The 21,049-nt window shown below is 37.3% G+C and carries 14 protein-coding genes; 3 read left to right on the top strand and 11 right to left on the bottom strand.

From position 1 onward, the window contains the following. Window position 1 precedes the first annotated feature (1 nt). Both BM266_RS14970 and BM266_RS14965 read right to left on the bottom strand, forming a co-directional pair. Complete coding sequence (locus BM266_RS14970) at window positions 2-1,342, bottom strand: Gfo/Idh/MocA family protein (protein ID WP_093411130.1); 1,341 nt, start codon at window positions 1,340-1,342, stop codon at window positions 2-4. Then, window positions 1,332-2,717, bottom strand: a complete 1,386-nt coding sequence (locus BM266_RS14965) for a 3-keto-disaccharide hydrolase (RefSeq protein ID WP_093411128.1) — start codon at window positions 2,715-2,717, stop codon at window positions 1,332-1,334. Before BM266_RS14965 ends, BM266_RS14970 begins: the two co-directional genes overlap by 11 nt. A gap of 538 nt (window positions 2,718-3,255) precedes the next feature. Here BM266_RS14965 and BM266_RS14960 point away from each other — a divergent pair. Further along, complete coding sequence (locus tag BM266_RS14960) at window positions 3,256-4,290, top strand: LacI family DNA-binding transcriptional regulator (protein WP_093411126.1); 1,035 nt, start codon at window positions 3,256-3,258, stop codon at window positions 4,288-4,290. A 237-nt stretch (window positions 4,291-4,527) separates the two neighbouring features. Here BM266_RS14960 and nagA read toward each other — a convergent pair whose 3' ends face one another. The 9 genes from nagA to BM266_RS14915 all read right to left on the bottom strand — a co-directional run bounded on the left by nagA (window position 4,528) and on the right by BM266_RS14915 (window position 18,179). Next, window positions 4,528-5,712 (bottom strand): N-acetylglucosamine-6-phosphate deacetylase, encoded by a 1,185-nt coding sequence (gene nagA / locus BM266_RS14955; protein WP_093411124.1) that lies wholly within the window; start codon window positions 5,710-5,712, stop codon window positions 4,528-4,530. 115 nt (window positions 5,713-5,827) lie between these two features. After that, a complete protein-coding gene (locus BM266_RS14950; protein ID WP_093411122.1) occupies window positions 5,828-7,330 on the bottom strand; it encodes a sodium:solute symporter family protein in 1,503 nt (500 codons plus the stop codon). A gap of 144 nt (window positions 7,331-7,474) precedes the next feature. Beyond that, window positions 7,475-8,506 carry a Gfo/Idh/MocA family protein gene (locus BM266_RS14945; protein ID WP_093411120.1) on the bottom strand — a complete coding sequence of 344 codons (1,032 nt, stop codon included), beginning with the start codon at window positions 8,504-8,506 and terminating at the stop codon, window positions 7,475-7,477. Window positions 8,507-8,658: 152 nt separating this feature from the next. Continuing rightward, a complete protein-coding gene (locus BM266_RS14940) occupies window positions 8,659-9,399 on the bottom strand; it encodes a glucosamine-6-phosphate deaminase (protein ID WP_093411118.1) in 741 nt (246 codons plus the stop codon). Window positions 9,400-9,502: 103 nt separating this feature from the next. Further along, entirely contained in the window at window positions 9,503-10,741 is a 1,239-nt protein-coding gene (locus BM266_RS14935) for a Gfo/Idh/MocA family protein (RefSeq protein ID WP_093411117.1), read from the bottom strand. Between the two features lie 6 nt (window positions 10,742-10,747). Further along, entirely contained in the window at window positions 10,748-12,061 is a 1,314-nt protein-coding gene (locus BM266_RS14930) for a Gfo/Idh/MocA family protein (protein WP_093411115.1), read from the bottom strand. Between the two features lie 14 nt (window positions 12,062-12,075). Beyond that, window positions 12,076-13,458 carry a 3-keto-disaccharide hydrolase gene (locus BM266_RS14925; protein ID WP_093411113.1) on the bottom strand — a complete coding sequence of 461 codons (1,383 nt, stop codon included), beginning with the start codon at window positions 13,456-13,458 and terminating at the stop codon, window positions 12,076-12,078. Window positions 13,459-13,496: 38 nt separating this feature from the next. After that, a complete protein-coding gene (locus tag BM266_RS14920) occupies window positions 13,497-14,951 on the bottom strand; it encodes a RagB/SusD family nutrient uptake outer membrane protein (RefSeq protein ID WP_093411111.1) in 1,455 nt (484 codons plus the stop codon). Window positions 14,952-14,963: 12 nt separating this feature from the next. Further along, window positions 14,964-18,179, bottom strand: coding sequence for a SusC/RagA family TonB-linked outer membrane protein (locus BM266_RS14915; RefSeq protein WP_093411109.1), 3,216 nt, complete (start codon window positions 18,177-18,179; stop codon window positions 14,964-14,966). Between the two features lie 294 nt (window positions 18,180-18,473). Here BM266_RS14915 and BM266_RS14910 point away from each other — a divergent pair, with 294 nt between their 5' ends. After that, window positions 18,474-19,559 (top strand): LacI family DNA-binding transcriptional regulator, encoded by a 1,086-nt coding sequence (locus BM266_RS14910; RefSeq protein WP_217648168.1) that lies wholly within the window; start codon window positions 18,474-18,476, stop codon window positions 19,557-19,559. Window positions 19,560-20,462: 903 nt separating this feature from the next. Further along, window positions 20,463-20,792: a BLUF domain-containing protein gene (locus tag BM266_RS17615; protein ID WP_093411154.1), complete on the top strand. Its 330-nt coding sequence runs from the start codon at window positions 20,463-20,465 to the stop codon at window positions 20,790-20,792. The last annotated feature ends 257 nt before the right edge of the window (window positions 20,793-21,049 follow it).

Here is a 21,049-nt window from a genome sequence, read left to right as displayed (position 1 = left end):
ATTAAATTTTTGGCTTCCACCCGGGTTCATATTCCCGGCTCCAAAGGCCCATGGCCTCACGGTCGAACATACGACCGGTATTTTCATTTATATCAAAACCTTTACCTAGGCGAGCAGCAATGTTGGAATAGTGTACCATAGCCGTACTAATATTAGCATCTACTATTGGTGAATTAAGCTCTGACTTTCCGCGTATACCTTCAAAAAGATTCACTACATGGGCGGTCGACATATTGCCCCCACCCCCAAGGGCGGTGCCGCCTTCGTTACTTTCCGAGTTAAATTCTTTTACTACTTCTCCTTGGCGATCGGTTAATTTGTAACGTTGCCGGTCTACATACACCCCGCCTTCGCTACCATAAATTACCGTTCCACGGCCACCGCCGTATGTGTCATAAGCGTTTCGACTTTTGCCATCCCACTGAATAATTTTATCATCAGCATATTTAAAAGTGGCTTCCATGGTATCGTACATTTCCCAGCCATCATTTAAAAAGTGTCGTTTGGCAGCTTCTACCTCTACACGTTGCGGATATCCCACCTGAAGAGCCCACCGGGCAATATCAAACTCGTGAGTGGCATTATTTCCGGTTTCGGCCGTACCATGATCCCAGCCATACCAATGCCAGTTATAATCCCAGGTTTCAGCGGTGTATTCCCTCCTTGGTGCCGGCCCCTGCCATAACTCCCAATCGAGTCCATCGGGAACTGGAGCCTTTTGCTGCATTGGAGTTTCACCCCGAGCATTAGTATAAAAAGCGACAGCTTTATAAGGTTTTCCTATTTTTCCTTCATGGATATCTTTAATAATTTCAATAGTATGTAACGAAGAGCGTTGCTGGTTGCCCATTTGCACCAATTTTCCGTATTTTTTCTGGGCTTCTATCAGCAATTCATTTTCTTCCATATTATGGCTGGAAGGTTTTTCTACATATACATGTTTTCCGGCCTGTAACGCCATAATCGAACCCGGCGTGTGCCAGTGATCGGGCGTGGCATTGATTAACATATCCACTTCTTGATCTTCCAAAATTTTTCGGAAATCGGTTTCCAGTTTGGGCTTGTAATCAATATGCCCCGAAAAACGCTCCAGTGCATTTTCCCGCTGACTTTTCATCACATCACATAAATAAAGTAGTTTTACATTGGAAGATTCTGCGGCAATTGGTTCAAAAAAAGCACCTAATCGTCTCCCCAAACCGGCAATGGCAATGTTGATTCGATTGTTTGAACCTATAATATTCCGGTAAATGCTCGCCGGCATTCCCATAGCCGAACTGCTAAGGGCAATTCCTGTTCCGGCCAAACCTGTTTTCTTGATAAAATCTCTTCTACTGCTCATATTGAGATGTTTTTATTTTTATATTTTTGAAACTTACGCGGTTGCCGTGATCCTGCAAAAGAAGGTGTCCCTCCTCCAGTTCCCCGAAATTAGGCCAATCTTCGTATTTACTTTCAGCAATCAATTTTCTGAATTCTTCTGTTTTTCTTTCATATTCCAGAACTTTTTCACCGTTTAGCCAATGTTCTACGTGATTTCCTTCTGAAATAATTCGTGCTGTATTCCACTCCCTAATGGGATTTACAGGCTTATCGGGATGGGCTTGAATTAAATCGTACAGGGAGGCCATAGTTCGGCTACCTTCGTGGTTACCTTTTTTGGCATCGGGATGCCTCTCATCATCCAAAATCTGATATTCAAGTCCGATAGCTGAGCCTTCACCTTTATTGAGTCCTGTATCTACAAAATATTTGATGCCGCTATTAGCACCTTCGGTGATTTTAAAATCTAGTTTCAATTCAAAATCGCTATACAGTTTTTTAGTCACAATATCGCCACCTGCCGCCGATTCTTCTCCGCCACTGGCTAAAACGGTTAATACGCCATTTTCTATTTCCCAGCCTTCTTCAGGAAATTCTTCAAGCTTCGCACCACGCCATCCTTCAGTAGATTCCCCGTTCCAAAGCATTTCCCAACCAACTTCGGCTTCCGATTTAGTAAGTTGGTTTTTAGTAATTACAGGCTCGAGTGGACTTTCCTTTGAATATTCTTCCAAATCTTCCGTCAAAATTTTAATATTTCGCCAGCTGATTTCAGTACCTTCTTCGCTATCTTCATTGATGCTGTGTACCTGTAGAGCAATAAATCCGCTGGCGGTCTTCTCATCTATAAGATGAGCAGCCGGTACACTGTTTACCCAGGTTTTTATGGTATCGCCGATGGCTTCAACGCGATAGGTATTCCATTCATCTTGTTTGAAAGCCTGTTGAGCTTCAGGATTCCCTTCTAAATTTACCAGCCAGCCACGTCGGGCTTCATCGTAAATTCCCCCACTCCAGGCGCGATCACTGGGATCGATTTCAACTTGATAGCCGTGAACCCTACCATCCATATAACTATGAATGCTGTTACTGCGAATTTGAATTCCAGAATTCATACTCGGGTGAACTTTAAATTCCAATTTTAAAATAAAATCATCATAATTCTTTTCGGTACTCAAAAAAGTATTGGCCGTCCCGTGCACAGTTTTACCGATCACTGTGTTATTTTCCAGGCGGTATTCCGCCTCACCACCTTTTACTTCCCAGCCCTTTAGTCCTTTTTCTGGAGTGATGTCCTGCCATGGCGTATCTTTATCTTTAGCATTCTGCCCGCAAGCGATGACTAAGAAAACGAAAAAGACAGAAAATGAAAATTGTACAATAATTTTATTCATAATACTTATTTCAGGTTAATGCTTTAAAATTATAGGATAAATATGGTTTATCTTTCCATCCGGCAACCGTCAACCAGCATAAGAGCCATTCATATAACCACCTGCAGCGGAGCCAAATAGTTTAGTTATTCTTTTAAAATTTTCAAGGTGACCATCTTCTTGCCGGAATTCTGATTTTTATCTACCGGAAAAGCGTGTACGGCTATAAATCGGGCATACATAAGATTAAGTTAATCTCATTTTCCTTAAATAGCTCCAAAATTTAAAAGTGGCTCCTAAATTATTGAGTATTATATGTTTAAACTTTATCAGGGTGATGCGAACTGAATTCGTCATAATTTCAATGATTTTTGGAATTTGAACTTTGTTATGGTCTCTTTTCTTTCCAAACTTAATAAAAATTATACAATCGATTGTATTTAATCTCAGAAAATCATCATTACCTTGCCTAATTAAACATTATGTGTTTAAAATTTCTCAGCCTCCTAACATTTAGAAAGCTTAAAAAAACAGATATTTGTCCCAGTTAATTAATGGAATGAAAAAAACAACGATTTATGAAATTGCTAACGCCTTGGCTATTGATAGCTCCACTGTATCCCGAGCATTAAACGATAGTCCTCGAGTATCTAAAAATACGAAAGAAAAAGTTCTAAAAAAAGCTAAGGAATTGGGTTATAGCACTAATTTATTAGCCTCAAATCTGAGACAAAATAAAAGTAACACCATAGGAATTGTTGTTCCCAGGATCTCCAGATTTTTCTTTTCTACCACAATAGCCGGTATAGAAGAAGCTGCTTTCACCCAAGGATATAATGTAATTATTTCCCAGTCCCTCGAACAGTTGGACCGGGAGAAAAAAATAATTAACAACTTTGTCGCAAACAGGGTGGATGGTGTATTAATTTCGATTTCCTGGGAAACTGAAAATTGTACACATTTAAAACATTTACAGGATTTAAATATTCCTCTTGTATTTTTTGACCGTCATTGCGCCAGTATGACAAATACCAATAAAATTATTACAGGCGATTATGAGGGAGCATATCAGGCAACAAATCATCTAATAGAAAAAGGTTGCAAAAAAATTGCACATTTCGCCGGTCCCCAAACACTTGAGCTTTATAAAAATCGTTTAAACGGTTATAAAATGGCTTTAGAAAATAACAAAATGAAATTTGATCCTGCACTTGTCCAGGAATCAAGCCTTATGAAAAACTATGGTTATGAAAGCATGAAAAGCCTTATGGAAAAAATTGATGATATTGACGGCGTTTTTTCTGCTAATGATGCTGCAGCAGTCGGTGCCATGAAATATCTATCAAGGATCGGCAAAAGAATTCCAAACGATATTGCATTCGTGGGTTTTAGTAATGATCCTCTTTCTGAAGTGATAGATCCTCCGTTGTCCACCGTGGACCAGTTTGGATTCGAAATGGGGAAAAAGGCATGTGAACTACTAATAGAGAATATAAATGCAAAGGGGAAAAATCCATGGCAATATAGGACTGTTGTCTTACAGCCTAATTTGATTGAAAGAAAATCTAGTCAGAAACCAGTAAAAATAACTTAAGACAAGAAACGAAAATAAAAAATAAATAAATAGTACTTATAGCAACCACAAATAAAATACGATGTGGGTCTTAAATTTCCGAACAAAGAAGGTTGTTATAGCACCGACATTATGGGAAAAGTGCTGACTATCGCCTTCAATTGGATTAATAATTAGATATAAAAGCAGCCTAATTTGATAGAAAGATATCCCTAAAAAGCATTATTTCTGTTTTTATAGAAACTATTTTTACTTTAATTAAGATTTTTTATATACTCTCTTTCCTCCAATAATGGTTTCCTGAATTTGTATGTTTCGATCAAATATGACAATATCTGCATCTTTTCCTGTTAATAAACTTCCTTTTCTATCTTGAATTCCCATTATTCTTGCGGGGGTTGTACTCATCATTAAAATAGCATCTCGCAATGGAACATCGGCCATTTCGATCATATTCCGAACCAATCTATCTGCAGTAGAAACACTGCCTGCAAAAGCAGTTCGATCTGGAAGCTTGGCCACATCATCTTCGACAATAACTTTTAAGCCATTTTGTTTATTACCCAATATACTTTCTCCTGGTGGATTGCCCGCTGCCCGCATAGCATCGGTAATAAGTGCAATTTTATATGGCCCCTTCACTTTGTAAATCAATTTTAGCAAAGGAGCAGGTAAATGAATACCATCAGCGATGATTTCTACATCTAATTCATCCATTAACAGGGAACTCTCTATCACCCCAGCATATCGAAAAGCATTCTTGCGACTTACTCCAGACATACCAGAATAGAGGTGAGTAGAGAGAGAATAGCCATTTTCAACCGCCTCCACAACTTCTTCATACACAGCATCTGTATGAGCAATAGCTGCCAATACACCTTTTTCTTGAAGATGACGTCCAAAAGCCATTGCTCCATTTCTTTCAGGTGCTGCACTCCACCGGGCAATTAGATTTGATCGTTGAAGAATTTCCATATATTCTTGAGGGTCCGGATCCCTAATATAACGGGGATCCTGAGCCCCTCTTTGATTCATAGCAAAATACGGTCCTTCTAAGTGAAGCCCCAAAAATTCTGCACCATTTTTATTATTTTTGTGAGCTTGCTCATAGATGTCTAAAGTTTTAATCAAATGCTCCTTTTCACTAGTCAATGTGGTAGGAACCATTGCAGTTGTACCATATTTTGCATGCAATTCTGCTATCTTTAAAAATCCTAGCTCGTCCCCGTCCATAAAATCAAAACCTCCACCACCATGAACATGAATATCTATAAAACCCGGTGAAACATAATGTCCCTTTGCATCAATTATATTAGCATTACCAACGTCAAGCTTTCCCTCGCAAACAGTGGTAATTTTACTTCCTGTTATAACCACTGTTCCTTCAGGGATTATTCTAAACGGGGTAATAATCTTTCCATTGGTTATAACTATCTTTTTCATATGTGTTTTATAAAACTTAAGTCTACGGGTTATTTTCCCTTATTTAAAACCATAATTAAAATGGCACAAATAATTTTTCTTTCGAAACACTATTATATTCTGGTTTCAATATTAATTAACCATCTGATTTCACAGCTATTGCAGCCTCTAAATCCTTTACCTCTTTTGTCACAGGCTTTCTTCTCATCCACCCAACGAAAGAATAGACAATCATACTAATAATCACCGGCAAACCTATCTCTAGTGCCATACTTTCCACTGCTAAAATTTCTGTTATACCATCCATGGTTAAAATTTTTGTTATACTAAAGGTAACTAATCCCGCCGCCACGGAAGAAATAGCTGCAACCGGACCACAATTTCTAAAAAAAGGAATCAAACCAAACAATAATGGCACAGCTATAGGCCCAATTAACGCCCCGAACCATGTAACAATAAGTCCTAATACTCCCCCAAAATATTCATACTGAAAGGCAATTACAATTGTCAAAAAAGTAAACACAAAAGTTGTGATTCGGGCTGTTAATAATGATGTTCTTTTATTTTTGAATTTATCAGATACGACGGGAAGTATGTCTCGTGTAATGACAGCAGAGATAGTATTAATATCTGACGAAGTCATCGACATAGTATTGGCAAATAAAGAAGCGATAACTAAACCAATTAGTCCATGTGGCAAAAGTTCTTCAATCAAAACACCATAAGATTGCGAGGGATCCTCCATATCAGGTAAAATAAGAGGAGCTGCCCACATAGGAAAAAACAAGATCAGGGGCCATATCAAATAAAGTATCCCTGAGAGATAAGCTGCTTTTGAAGCAGCCTTCTCGGTATTAGATGAAATGTACCGCGTTGCAAGAGGCCAGCTACCCCCATTATAACTCAAAAAGTTAATGAATAGAAAAACCACAGCAAAACTTATAGTATAAGGATCATTAAATAACTGGCTATTTTCAGAGGGAAGCTGGTCCCAAATTCCGGTAATGGAACTCCATCCTCCAAATCTGGTTACCACCACAACAAACATCGTGATACCCGCTATAAGCTGCACAAGAAATTGCGCCAGATCTGTAAAAATCACAGCCCAAAGTCCACCTATAGTTATGTAAATCAGGGAAATACCGCCTGATATTAATATCCCATATTCGAATGGAATTCCTGTAGTGACGTTTAGAAGAATGGCAATTGCAGCCCATTTGGCTCCAACATCAAAAAGCTTAAGTGTAACACCAACCCACGCTATAATCTGCTGAGTTAACACATTATACCGAATAGCTAAATATTCCAGTGGGGACTGAATTTGAAATTTTTTTCGTAAACGAACCCAATAGACAGGGAAAATTTTAGCAGTTGCTATTATTGCCACTCCTATAGTAAATGCCCACCATACATATAAAGAAAATCCATGAGTATAGGCAAGCGCTGCATAAGCCACAAAAACAGCACCACTATAACCTGAAACATGGTGAGAAATTCCAGATAACCACCAAGGCAGATCTCCCCCTGCAATAAAAAAATCTTCAGAACTTTGGTTTTTAAAATAAGCATAAATCCCGATGATGATCATTGCTAAAAAGAAAATAAAAATTACTATAATATCGATATTGTTTACCTCCATTGTTTAATCATTTATTGTTACTAAATTATCCACTTTTACTTTTGCTTACAGAGGATGGTATTTCTATGTTTGATGCACGAAATGCTGGCGGCCTTTATGAGTTTTTACCTTAATACACTTCTATTAACTAGGAGCATAATCCTTTCATTTTAGATCGATTAATTTTTTCTCTTTAGAAGATTGATAGATTGCTGATATCAATTCCAAAGATTTAATGGCAGTTTCACCATTTACCAAAGGTTCTCGGTCATTGTGAATTGCGTCCACCATCTCCTCTATTTGTAACTTATGCAATCGATAATCCACAGACATAGGATTTGAAGCCCCACTTGATGAAAATTTTGAAGGGTCAATCGCTGAATCTTCTTTTCCTTTAAAATCGCAATTAACTATTTTACCCCCTTCATAAATAATACTTCCATATTCACCAAAGATTTCCAAACGTTCCTCGTAACCGGGATACAGTGATGTGCCTCCTTCAATAGTTCCCATAGCTCCATTTTTAAAGTTTAATAAAGCAATTCCAATATCTTCTCCTTCAATATCGTGTACCATCGTCTTTACCTGTCCAAATACGTTTTGTACATCTTGCATAATATCCAGCAATAGATCTATTGTATGAATGCCCTGGTTGATTAAAGCTGCACCCCCATCTCCTTTAACGGTTCCCTTCCAGTTGCTCTTGTTGTAATAATCTTCCTGTCTATACCATTTGATATAAGCATTCCCTAAAATCAATTTACCCAAAGAACCCTGTTGAACAATTTGTTTCAATTGCAGATAACCTGGATTGAACCTATTTTGAAAAATAACACTTAATTTTACACCCTGTGATTTACAAACAGATATGATTCGGTTAGCCCTCTTTAGGCTTACCTCCAGAGGTTTTTCTGTTATAATATGTTTTCCTGCCATAGCTGCAGCAATTATAGGTTCCATGTGGTTTCCACTCTGAGTACAAACAGATACTATATCTAAATCTTCCCTTAACAGGAAATTATCAATATTTGAATATGCCGGAACTCCAAACCTTTCAGAAGCTATTTTTGCTCTTTCGGTTGTAGAACTACAAACTGCAACTAATTCACAATTTTCAATTTCCTCAAGACTTTTCACATGGTGAGATGCAATAGAACCTGTTCCGATTATACCAAAACCAAGCTTTATTTTCTTCATAATTAATTTACTAAAATGGCGATGTGACTCTAAGGGTCAAAAAAATAGGATGATTTTATAAATTTCTTTTAATAGCTGAAATTCTAAATGCTTTGCTGCTAACCATGGAGTCATAGTCTACAAAAGGAATTTTCATTGTCTTAAAATCTTATTTATTTAATTGTTAATAATGCAGCCGAAGCCGTATCTAAAAAAATGCGGCAATTTGGGTGTTGCTGTAAAATACTCGCCGGATGAAAGTTACTCACTTCTTTTTCCAAACAATCTTTAACTGCCTTGGCTTTTCGTCTATCTGGCACAGAGCAGAAAATATGCCTTGATTTCAATATCTGCTTGATAGACATGCTGATAGCCTTCCGAGGCACTGCTTCAATGTTTGGAAACCAGCCTTCATTAAATTGTTGCTTCCTACATTCTTCATCCAATTCCACTACAATGAACGGATCATCGGTTTCAAAATCGGCAGGTGGGTCATTGAAAGCTAAATGTCCGTTTTCTCCAATCCCAATTAGAGCAACATCAATAGGATGTTTGTGAATGGCCTCCCCTAAACGTTTGCATTCATCTTTAGGGTCGACTTCTCCATCAATAAAAAAAACAGATTGCAAGGTGTCAACTTTTTCTACAAATCTTTCTTTTAGATACTTCCTGAAACTGGCAGGATGTGTTATTGGTAGGTCTATATACTCATCCAAATGAAACACCACTACCTTACTCCAATTAATATCAGGCTCCTCTAATAGCTGATTTAAGGTTTCAAATTGACTGGTACCTGTAGCCAATATTATATTACAGGCACCCCTCTTGTCAATAGATGCACGAATAAAATCTGCTGCAGAACTCCCTGCTAATTTTCCGAGTTCCGCAGGATTTTCACTTATATTTATTGTCATATAAAATTAAAATTTACTCTGATTGTTGTTATCGAATTATCAAACTCAATTCTAAACAATACCTGAAGTGATAAAATATTTTAGTAAAAACCCGAATTGGTTTTTATCTAGAAAGTCCACCAGATAAGGAACGTTTATGAACATGTTTTAAAACATCATCGAATTCCGACTTCCAATGAACAATCTCATTATTGTGCATTGCGTCTAAAGCCATCTGAACACAGATAGCAGTCTTAGCCCCAGAAACAATATCAGAAATGGGATTTTTTTTATTTACAATACTTTCCCTGAAATCCATTAGAGCTTGCTTACTGGGGTCGTTGTGATTTATTTTAATGGGTATCCCTTTACCTTGTTCCCAAGAAATGGTTGCTCCAGAAACACCATCAACTTCTCCATGTTTTTTCTCAGGTTGACCTTCAGGAAAAAGCCAGGCCTCTGCAAAACCTAATAGTATTGTGCCTTTTTCTCCGATAACCTTAATCTGATAACCATCTTTTGCGTTGGTACTTAAACAGGTGAATTTAGCCTCTACTCCATTTGGATAACTATAGATAAGATGAACATTGTCATATATTTCTCGGCCATCTTTCCAGTAATCTAATCCTCCTGTCCCCATAACCTGGGTGGGAGTGGAATCCAGTAACCAGTTGGCAAAATCAATCTGATGGGAAGAAAGTTCAGCTACAAGTCCGCCAGAAAACTCCCTGTACATTCTCCAGTTGATAGCTTTCTCCAGTTCAGGACTCGGCACAGGTCTTCTCCAACTACTATCCCGGTTGTATTGGCATTCAATAGCCTCAACTTGTCCAATTTTCCCATCTTTTATTAGATCCACCACGTGGACATAGAGCTGCGAACTACGCAGCTGATGCCCTGTCTGAAATACCATGGGCGAAGCTTTAGCTTGCAGCAGTAAATCTTTGATTTCCTTATAGCCTTTTGCCAGGGTTTTTTCTCCATAGACATGTTTCCCCGCCTGCAATGCATCAATCTCTATTTTAGAATGAGAATAAAAAGGGGTCGCGACCAAAACCGCATCAATATCTTTGTTTTCAAGCATCTTCCGGTATTCTAAATAGCCGGTAACTTTCCGATTCGCCCTTTTGAGGCCATCCTCCAATCTGAACGGGAGATTATCACAGAGCGCTACCAGGTTTAAATTTTCAACTTCCTCAATAAAAGGGATTAAACCTCCACCTCTGCTTCCCGTGCCGATTATGCCAATATTCACAACATCTTTGGAACCTTTAGAGGAATAAAAATTCCCTAACATGGAAGTTGAAGATGCCACTGCCAATGATGCCATACTTCCTTTTATCACAAATTCCCTTCTCTTCATTTTTTTCTATAATTTTGGTTCCCATCCTTCAGCATATTCTCTCTTCCAATGTGACATAGCTTCAGCATCCTCTACTATTTTACCTGTTGATTGATCTATTCTAATAGTACGGCCCGTAAATTGGGCTATATTCCCATAATGAGTAAGCATGGTCGAAATAGCTCCATCAACAATAGGTGAATTTAAAACTTCATTTTTACTGATAGCATCGAAAAAGTTGGCTACATGAAGTACAGTAGTAGATCCTCCTCCCATAGTATCAGTGCTATCCATTTTATCTATTTCATTTTTTCCTTTAACTAAGTTTCCGTCAAGGTCGTGTACTGTATAATCATTTGAGCCAAAAATTATAGCTCCTTTGCTTCCATAAACTATAGCTTCGGGTTGGTCAGGCACTACTATTTTTCCACGGCTATGTCCTTTATAGGTAATAAGCTTATCATTGTCAAATTGGTAGGTTACCTCCTGATTATCCGGAAATTCCCAATCATCATCATAGGTATATTTACCACCAAAGGATGTTACACTTTTCGGTAAATCAACTCCGAGTGCCCAACGTAGAATATCAATTTCATGAAGTCCGTTATTTGCGACTTCGCCCGTGCCCCACTTACGAAACCAATGCCAATTGTAAGGATGAATGTTGTCCTTATAATCCTCTCTCGGGGCAGGCCCCTGCCATAAATCCCAATCCAATGTTTTCGGCACTTCAATTATTTTCCCTTTCCCTATTGAAGGTCTGTTATTGGTATAGTACGCTTCACCTTTGTAAACTTTTCCAATGATACCATCATTGATTTCTTCAACAGCTAATTTATGTTGGCTGCTAGCGCGGGTTTGGTTTCCCATTTGTACTTTCTTTCCATACCTTTTTTGTGCGGCTACCAAGACATCATTTTCATAAGGGCTATGACTGCAAGGCTTTTCAACGTAAACATGTTTCCCAGCTTGTAAAGCCATAATGGCCATTGGCGCGTGCCAATGATCGGGTGTGGCTATAAATACAGCATCTACATCCTTGTCTTCAAGCATTTTTCTAAAGTCCTTTTCCTCTTTAGGAATATAACCTATATTCTCTTGGCACCACGTACTATGTTCTTTTAATATTTCACTGTCAACATCGCAACTATAAATAATTTTCGCATTAGAATAAGCATTAATCCCCCCAATAAGTGCCTTCGCTCTGCTATGAACCCCTACAACTGCAACATTAATACGTTCATTGGCTCCAAAGATATTTGAATATCCTACTCCTGGAAGTAAAGTGAACGCAGCACCTCCAAGGGAGGTCTTCTTAATAAAATTTCTTCTTGTCGTCATTGGATTAATTTAATTTAAAGTTTTTTTATTTTAATATTTTTAAAAGCAACGTGGTCCCCATGATCCTGTAAAAGGATACGGCCTTTTTCTAATTCTCCAAATTCAGGCCATTTTTCATATTTACTATTTTGGACTAATTTCCGAAAATCATTGCTTCCTCTCTCATATTCAAGAACTTTCGCACCATTCAGCCAATGTTCCACATAATTATCCTTTGAAATGATATGTGCAGTATTCCACTCTCCAACAGGATTAACAGGAATAGGATCGGCTTCTATCAGGTCATATAAAGAAGCCATCTTCCTACTTCCGGGATGACTTCCTTCTTCATAATCAGGGTGATCTTCTCCCAGTATTTGATATTCCAAACCAATGGAAGAACCGGGTCCTTTGTTGATATCTGTATCCACATAATATTTAATCCCACTATTAGCGGATCCTTCAAAAATTTTAAAATCAATCTTCAACTCAAAATCGCCATAAAGTTCCGTCGTTACGATATCCCCTCCCGCAGCAGATTCTTCTCCTCCACTAGCAAGTATCACTAACTCGCCATTTTTAACAATCCATCCATTGTCTGGAAATTCATCCAACCGTGCCCCACGCCAGCCATTAGTGGTTTCACCATCCCAAAGCATTTCCCATCCATTTTCCTCTTCATTATAGGTCAATTGATTTTTGGTGTTAACAGGTTCTACAGCCATTTCTTTAGAATACTGATCAAGATTTTCTGTAAGTATCTTTATATTTTTCCAGCTGATCTCCGTTCCTTCGGGATCATTTTCGCCAATACCGTGTACCTGAAGAGCAATAAAACCTTTATTCGTTTTATCATCAATCAGGTGCGCGGCTGGCACGCCATTAATCCAAGTTTTAATAGTATCACCAATAGCCTCAACCCTCACATTATTCCATTCATTCTGCTTAAAAGCATCCCGAGCTTCAGGGTTATCCCTTAAAGGAAATAACCAGCCCCGCCTACTTGAATCATAAATTCCAGAACTCCAGGCCCTCTCTGAAGGATCAATTTCTATTTGATAACCATGAACTCTTCCATCCATATAATGTTCAAGGCTGTTGCTCCTAATCTGGATACCTGAATTCATGTTGGGATCCACCTTATAATCAAGTTCAAGAATAAAATCATCATACTCCTTCTCAGTTATTAAAAAAGTACTTGTATTTTGCGTATCAAATACTGTTGAACCAACTATAGCTCCATCTTCAATTCGATAAGAGGCATCTCCACCTTTTGTATACCAGCCATCTAAAGTTTCTCCGTCGAATAATTCAACCCACGGTCCCTCGTCAGGCGAAGTTTCTTTGCAACTTATAAGAAAACACAAAATAAAAACTAATAGTCCTGTTTTGTGAATTAATGAATATTTTGATTTCATGAAATTTTCGATTTTTAAGTTTCTTTAAAATAAATTTTTTAATATCCCGGGTTTTGTGTCAGACCCGGATTTACATCAATTGCATAAAGTGGTATTGGAAATAACAATTTGTCACTATCAAAACTGGGCACCTTAACTTGCATCACTTCAACTGCACGTCCTGTTCTAACCAAGTCGAAAAAACGATGCATTTCCATGGCAAGTTCCATTCTTCTTTCATGTTCTATTGCCAATTCTAATGTAGGATATAAAGCTGAAGGATAATCAGGTGATCCATAAGGAGGCAAATCAACCCTATCCCGGACCATATTCAGGTATTCGGGATCACCTGTAACTTCAGCATACATCAGTAGAATATCAGCATAGCGGATAATTTCGAAGTTTTGGCCGGGATTCCACCAGTTTGGATCAAAATATTTTAAGGTAAAAGCATCCTCCCTAAAAATGCCTGAAGCATTTTCGTAACCAGGAACTACTGTAATTTCCTCTCTTAGATCTCCACTTTCAAATTCAGATGCTAAATCATCTGTAGGGATATTAAACCCCGTTCCTCGAACAATACTTTCATCGATCCATGGATGCCTCCAATCCTCTGCATAAGGTGAAAAATCCGTTTGATGTCTGGAATTAGCGGCATTTACCCCAGACATATATTGGGCTTCCAGAATTGAAGATTTACTATTTTTGGTATCTGATTTGAAGATATATAAATAATCTTCCACATTCACTGTTCCATCATTATTAGCATCCAAAGAAAATTCTCCACTGTTAATTATAAATTCAAGTTCCGTTTGTGCAGCCGTAATTTCCCCTCTTGTTAAATGTATCTTTGCTAGAACAGCAGCAGCACTGTATTGCGTAACTCGGCCAACATCTCCACCAGAATAGTTTGCTGGTAGATCATTTTTAGCTAAAGTAAGATCGTTTATTATTTGTTCATATACTTTATCAGGATCTTCCCTTAAATAATCATAAGCTTCAGCTGCGGAAATACTCTCAGTAATAAGAGGTACTGCACCAAAAGCTCTAACAAGGTTAAAATAAGCAAGTGACCGTACTAATTTGACTTCGGCGATCATTCTCTTTTTATAATCTTCACTGATTTCCACTTCAGTGGTTTCCAGCTGCTCGATTAGATTATTAGTAATGAAAATCGCATTATAAGCAACGTCCCATGCCTCCTCTATTAAGGGATTATCTGCCGTTATTTCATGGTTATCAATTGGTTGATAAACAGGAGTTCCAGCAAGTTGAGCAACGACCTCTCCATTATCAGAATATAGTATTCCATAAAGCGATGGTATACTACGAGAATCATATAGCCGTCCTATTTGACGGTAAACATCATCCACAGCCGATTCAATCTGAGATAAGTCCTGGTAAAATGTTCCTTCTGAGAGGGTCGTTAAAGGATAAAGGTCAAGACGATCTTCATCACAAGAACTAAGGAACAAGATGAAAGGAACAATTAATAGATATTTATTTAATTTCATAATCATTTCATTTTAAAAGTTAATATTCAAGCCAAGTGAAATCGTTCTCGCTGTAGGATAAGAATTAAATTGTACTCCTGAAACTGCAGCGTCACTATTAGATCCAGTGGTATTTTCCGGATCACCAATGGTTTCCGCCTCCTGCCAATTTAGTAAGTTTACTCCGTTTAAATATATTCTTGCACTGGACACGCCCAAACTCTGAGCATGATTATCACCTAAGGTATAGCCTAAAGTTACATCTCTTAAGCGCAAATAAGTAGCACTCACTAACCAATAATCTGATGGTTGTTTTTCCATACCGTCAATATCCACATTGAGCTTATAGTGGTAGCCGTCTCCAGGTTCTTGTTCAGATCTCCAACGGTTTTCAAGAATTGCGAAATAATTACGCCCTTCATGATTAAAAATCGATCTACGGGCATGAGCATTATATATTTCACCGCCGACCTGGCCTCCTAATTGAAAACTGAAATCCAAGTTCCTGTAATGAAAATTATTATTTAACCCCCAAATAAAATCTGGTTGATTATTACCAACAATAGTCCGGTCATCTGCCGTAATACGGCCATCACCATTTACATCCTTATATCTTCCATCTCCCGGATGGACTGGGAAATTGTATTCAACGCCATGAGCATCAATTTCAGCCTGATTCATATAAACCCCGTCATAATCATAAGCAAAAAAGCTAAAAGGAACTTCACCAATAGCATTACGGATATTCATATTACTTCTCGAAAGGGTTAATGGAGCGTCATTAGGACCTAATTTCGTTATAAGACTTCTTTCCGTTGAAAATGTAGCATGTGTTGTCCAATTTAGGCCATCTTCAAGGCTAACGAGATTTCGTGATGAAACCCCTAATTCAAATCCATGACTTTCCAGTTCTCCAATATTTCTGAATATAGAACCGAAACCTGAGGTAGTAGGAATAGGGACATTTAAAAGTAATCCGTCTGATACTGATTCGAAATAATCTGCTTCAAGTGTAAAACGGTTATCCATAATTCCTAAATCAATACCAAGATTAACCTGTCTTGTTCGCTCCCATGCCAAATCAGGATTTTGCACACTTGAAGGGAAATATGATGTAGATGTATTATCTCCAATAGCCAGCGGTGTCATTTGCATCCGACTCACCCACGCATAATCAGGAAAACCGTCATTACCTGTTAAACCATAGCTTGCTCGGAATTTTAAATTAGTTATTACACTGGAATTTTCCATAAACCCTTCTTCACTAATTATCCATCCCGCAGATACCGAGGGGAAATTACCCCATTTATTATCGGGTCCAAACCGAGAAGAACCATCACGACGAAAAGTAGCTGAAATCAGATATCTCCCACTATAATTATAGTTTACACGCCCTAAAATGGACATTAAGGCATATTCAGATGCATTATCAGTTGCATTGTTTATTGTTGCACCACCTGATAGATATGGCACTTCATCGTTATCATAATCACTTCGCTGGCCCTGCAAATAATAATAGTCGCGTTGATTAAATTCATAACCCGCCACCGCAGCAAAATTATGCTCACCAAAGCTCATATCATACATAAATAGGTTTTCAAGTGTGTAATTCAAAGTACGGTCCATATTACTTGACACATTACCTCTGTTTAGTGATTCTACCCCCGCATCCACTTTTTGCACAAATTTCCGGTCGTTTCGCGTATAAGACGCATTCAGTGAGCTCCTAAATTTTAAACCTGGTAATAAATCTATCTCCGTAAATAAATTACCTAAGGTAGTTACACTATGTCGATCATCATCATACCCGTAAAGATGCCAATAAGGATGCCCTGCTGCATTGGCCCGCATTAAAATGTTATAGTGATTTTCAAAACCATCAATGGACATAGGACCTCCCAAATAACCATTATTCCCAAACTCAGGATATATTTGTGGATATTCACGGATAGCGTTCATTGCACGACCTTCTAATGCACTTCGGTTGTCGTAGGCAACGTTTAGCATCCCCCCCACCTTCAACCATTCTTTAACTTTTGTATCAGCATTCATATTCAGAGTATATCTCTGATAATCTGTAGTTACTATCATCCCTTCTTGATCAAGAACTCCGGCGGATAAATAATATCTTGATTTTTCGTTACCTCCTGAGGTACTCAAGTCTACTTTATGCATGGGTGCCACACGACTGTAAAGCTCTTCCCAATCCGTATCCCATAATGATTCTGGATTCTCCAATGCTTCGGGCCAAGTATATTTGTATTCACCCCGGGCTTCTATAGTATTAGGAGCATTTGGATCACCACCACTGTCAACCCATCCATTCTGAGCAGCATCAATAGAAGCTCGAGCATATTGAGGGCCGTTCATCATGTCAACTTTTGTCATTATATTTTGCATAGAATAGGTGTAATTAACAGCTATATTAGGCTCCCCTGGCTTACCCTGTTTCGTAGTAACCAAAACGACACCATTAGCTGCTCTTGATCCGTAAATAGCAGCCGAAGCAGCATCTTTCAAAATTTCTATTGAGGAAATATCCGCTGAATTTATGTTATTTAGATCAATCGAAGGCATCGGCACCCCGTCAATAACAATTAAGGGTGCAGAACTACCGCTTAGAGAAGTAATTCCCCGAATCTGAATTCTTGATGATGCCCCCGGGGCACCACTTGTATTTTGAATCTTCACTCCAGGAACTTGTCCATACATAGCCTGTCCAAAGTCCCCTACAGGTCGACTTATTTCCTCCATATCAATGGAACCTACCGATCCAGTAAGGTGTCTCTTTTGCTGAGTACCATACCCGACAACAACAACTTCATCTAAGGCAGCAGCATCTTCTACGAGCGCTATGTCTATAGTTTGCCGTCCTTCAACCCCTACTACCTGTGTCACGAAACCCACAAAAGACACCACAAGAACCGCATTTTCATCCGAGACTGATAAAGTGAAATTCCCATCAAAGTCAGTTTGCGTTCCATTATTGGTACCTCTTTCCAAAACAGTAGCTCCAGGCATAGGAAGACCAGAATTATCTACAATAGTTCCCGTAACTGTAAATTCCTGAGCATTTAAAAAATTACCCTCATTATAATCTGCTTCAAGTTCAAGGTATAAACTGCGTTCTGCACTAGTCTCTGGATTACCATACATAAATATGGATACACCTAAAGAAAAAAACGTTATCAGGAAAAAGCGCCCGAAACTCATTGATCCCTTAAAAATAGATCGTCTTATTAATTTCATACTTGGTTGTTTAATTGGTTAACATTTATAATTTCTCTTACTAAATCGTTTTCGCCCATTAATAAAAGTTTTAAAAAAGTTTTGCTTTGTGTACACGTTCTTTTGTGTGCACGTTAAATATTTCAGGTTTCTTTCATAGGTTTAGTTAAAAAATTAGTTAAACAAATTACTGAATCAAAACTATGTTAAGTTTTTAAACTATGCAAACGTTTGCATAATAAAATAAAAAAAATTCAGGAAATAACCCTGTATTTAGAAGAGTAATAGCTTATATTAGAAGAAAAATATGTATTTTTGATTTTTAAATTAGCATTATTCAATGCAAACGATTGTATAAAAATTATGTTAAAAAAAAGAATTACGATAAAGGATCTAGCCAGAGAATTAGGATATGCTCCTTCTACTATTTCCAGGGCTCTAAATAACCATCCGGGAATAAGCAAGAAAACAAAGGAAGAAGTCCAAAAAGCAGTGAAAAAATTGGGTTATACTCAAAACTCTATCGCCTCAAATTTCCGGAAAAATACTATGCTTTCGATTGGAATAATAGTTCCACGTATAGGTATTCATTTCCACTCACTGGTGATTAGTGGGATTGAAGAAATGGCTTATATGAGAAAATATAATGTTACAATATTTCAGTCGCAAGACTCTTTAGATCGAGAGAAGGAAATTGCCAAGATTCTTCAAACAAAAATGGTAGATGGAATTATAGTATGTTTAGCCCTGGAAACAAACAATTATGACCACTTTAATCAACTAAAAGATAATAAAGTTCCAGTTGTATTTTATGACCGGGTTCCTGAAAACTATGAGGCAAGCAAAATTGTCATTAACGACTACCAATCAGCCTATAAGGCCACCGAACATTTAATTTCTTCCGGCTGCAAAAGAATTGCTCATATATCTGGAAACCCGGAAGTCAGCATATATAAAGAAAGGTTAAAAGGATATAAAGCGGCCTTGGTGAAACATAATATCCCTTTAGATGAAAAGCTGATTGAATATACAAAAGATCTTAATTACGACGAAGGTGTCTATTCTGCAAAAAAATTTTTAAACCTTGAACACAAACCGGATGGTATATTTTGCGCTAACGATTACACGGCCGTTAGTACCATACAGGTATTTAAAAAGGCTAACTATTCGATTCCTGGTGATATTTCTGTTGTTGGGTTTAGTAATTACCCTATTTCAAGAATTATAGAACCAACCTTGACAACGATTAATGACAGGGCATTTGAAATGGGTCAAGCTGCCGCTAACTTACTTATACGACAGATTGAAGAAAAAAGCGAAATTATTTCTTCCGAAACTGTAGTTCTAGAAACAGAACTAATTATTCGTGATTCAAGCAAAAGTTTTAATTCCCATAAATAAAAACAAGACTATTTTATATTATATTCCCAATATTTCAAAAAAAAACAGAAAATGAAATTAATATTAAAATCAAGTACATAAAAAACCCAACCAGCAAGGAACAAATTAGGAACCAATTTTCAATCCAACAGTCTAAAAAATATCTTAGAGCTGATCTTTAAATTTAAATGGTGTTAATAATTCTACTGGATTTAACAAAACACTAATCTTCCCCTCCCATAAGAAAACGAACTGTTAACCTTTGTTAATATTTAATTAAAAAAATCGTATCACAACGTGTGCGCACCGGAAAAACAATCATAAGATAAGAGGATTTTAACTTGGCTCATACCGCATACATCTTACCCCCCTAAATCGTTAATTCTATTTATACAAAATTATGAATCCCTTAATTCTTTTGAGGCGCGCTCTGTTCTGGTTGTTTTTGATATGCTATATATTAGCAACCTTTTGCGCATTAGATGTATTCGATTTTCGCACTTCCTACCATTATTATTTTTTTGCAGGTTCTCTGTTTTTACTGCTTTATTTTTTAGTCTTAGCATATAGCAATTTTAAAAACTAAAAAGGCAATCTAAAAATGAATAACAGGCATACAAAAGGGTGTAAAATAAAATATTCGCGCGGAAAAGTATTTGATTAAACATATTTTTGAAACTTAGGGGCCAATCTCAGGAAGCAGCAAAAGTTAGATTGTAAGTTATAGTAGTTAAATTATAAAAGGCTAATACTACTGTTGTAAAAAAGAAATAATTGCTAGTTTAAGCAATTTTCCTTTTATTTTATTATTGCTAAAAGTTAAAGGAAAATCCATAAATCAAATTTTAAATAACATTTAATGAGACAAGCCATTTCCTACGTAAGTTCTGCTTCTTCTCTTACTAAGGAAGAGGTTATTAATTTATTCAAGCAAGTAATGAATTTAATAACAGTCATGATATAACGGGTGTTCTTCTTTATTCTGAAACAAATTTTTTTCAACTAATAGAAGGTGAAGAGAAAGAAATCAAAGATCTTTATTCTCGCATTGAAAAAGATCCGCGCCATAGAAATATTATAAAATTTGTAGATAAGCCTGTTATTCGACCTGCATTTGATGGTTTTATAAGTAAAATTATTACTGACGCTACCAATGATTCAGACTTAAAAAAATATCTAAGACATACTGAGGTTTTAGAGCCAAAAGCAAGAAAAGCGGTCAATAAGGTAATTGAATCTATATCAGGATTTTAGTTTGGAGAAACTATAAAACTATAAAAAGATCAAGGTTATTTCCAGGGCTTTGAAAATAACCATCAATTGAATAGATTAGAAACCCTAAACAATATAAGACGATTTAGACAAATGTAAATAAAGAAAAAAGCTTTCTTGAAACCAAGACCGCACCAGATTACTAGGAAGTAGATATTTTTTTCAAAGCTGATCTTTCCAGCACACCATTCAGCACATTCCCCTTCCGTGCCTCCAGGGAAAAGGGCTTCATTATAAAA

The organism is Salegentibacter flavus, from assembly GCF_900115145.1.
Lineage (GTDB): Bacteria > Bacteroidota > Bacteroidia > Flavobacteriales > Flavobacteriaceae > Salegentibacter > Salegentibacter flavus.
This window is presented reverse-complemented; position numbering and strand designations above follow the sequence as displayed.

What these genes read in the sequence shown, in the direction of transcription:
- BM266_RS14935 (WP_093411117.1), bottom strand. Translation starts at nt 10,741, where the DNA reads ATGAAGAGAAGGGAATTTGTGATAAAAGGAAGTATGGCATCATTGGCA.
- BM266_RS14920 (WP_093411111.1), bottom strand. Translation starts at nt 14,951, where the DNA reads ATGAAATTAAATAAATATCTATTAATTGTTCCTTTCATCTTGTTCCTT.
- BM266_RS14970 (WP_093411130.1), bottom strand. Translation starts at nt 1,342, where the DNA reads ATGAGCAGTAGAAGAGATTTTATCAAGAAAACAGGTTTGGCCGGAACA.
- BM266_RS14950 (WP_093411122.1), bottom strand. Translation starts at nt 7,330, where the DNA reads ATGGAGGTAAACAATATCGATATTATAGTAATTTTTATTTTCTTTTTA.
- BM266_RS14925 (WP_093411113.1), bottom strand. Translation starts at nt 13,458, where the DNA reads ATGAAATCAAAATATTCATTAATTCACAAAACAGGACTATTAGTTTTT.
- BM266_RS14960 (WP_093411126.1), top strand. Translation starts at nt 3,256, where the DNA reads ATGAAAAAAACAACGATTTATGAAATTGCTAACGCCTTGGCTATTGAT.
- BM266_RS14930 (WP_093411115.1), bottom strand. Translation starts at nt 12,061, where the DNA reads ATGACGACAAGAAGAAATTTTATTAAGAAGACCTCCCTTGGAGGTGCT.
- nagA (WP_093411124.1), bottom strand. Translation starts at nt 5,712, where the DNA reads ATGAAAAAGATAGTTATAACCAATGGAAAGATTATTACCCCGTTTAGA.
- BM266_RS14945 (WP_093411120.1), bottom strand. Translation starts at nt 8,506, where the DNA reads ATGAAGAAAATAAAGCTTGGTTTTGGTATAATCGGAACAGGTTCTATT.
- BM266_RS14940 (WP_093411118.1), bottom strand. Translation starts at nt 9,399, where the DNA reads ATGACAATAAATATAAGTGAAAATCCTGCGGAACTCGGAAAATTAGCA.
- BM266_RS14915 (WP_093411109.1), bottom strand. Translation starts at nt 18,179, where the DNA reads ATGAAATTAATAAGACGATCTATTTTTAAGGGATCAATGAGTTTCGGG.
- BM266_RS14965 (WP_093411128.1), bottom strand. Translation starts at nt 2,717, where the DNA reads ATGAATAAAATTATTGTACAATTTTCATTTTCTGTCTTTTTCGTTTTC.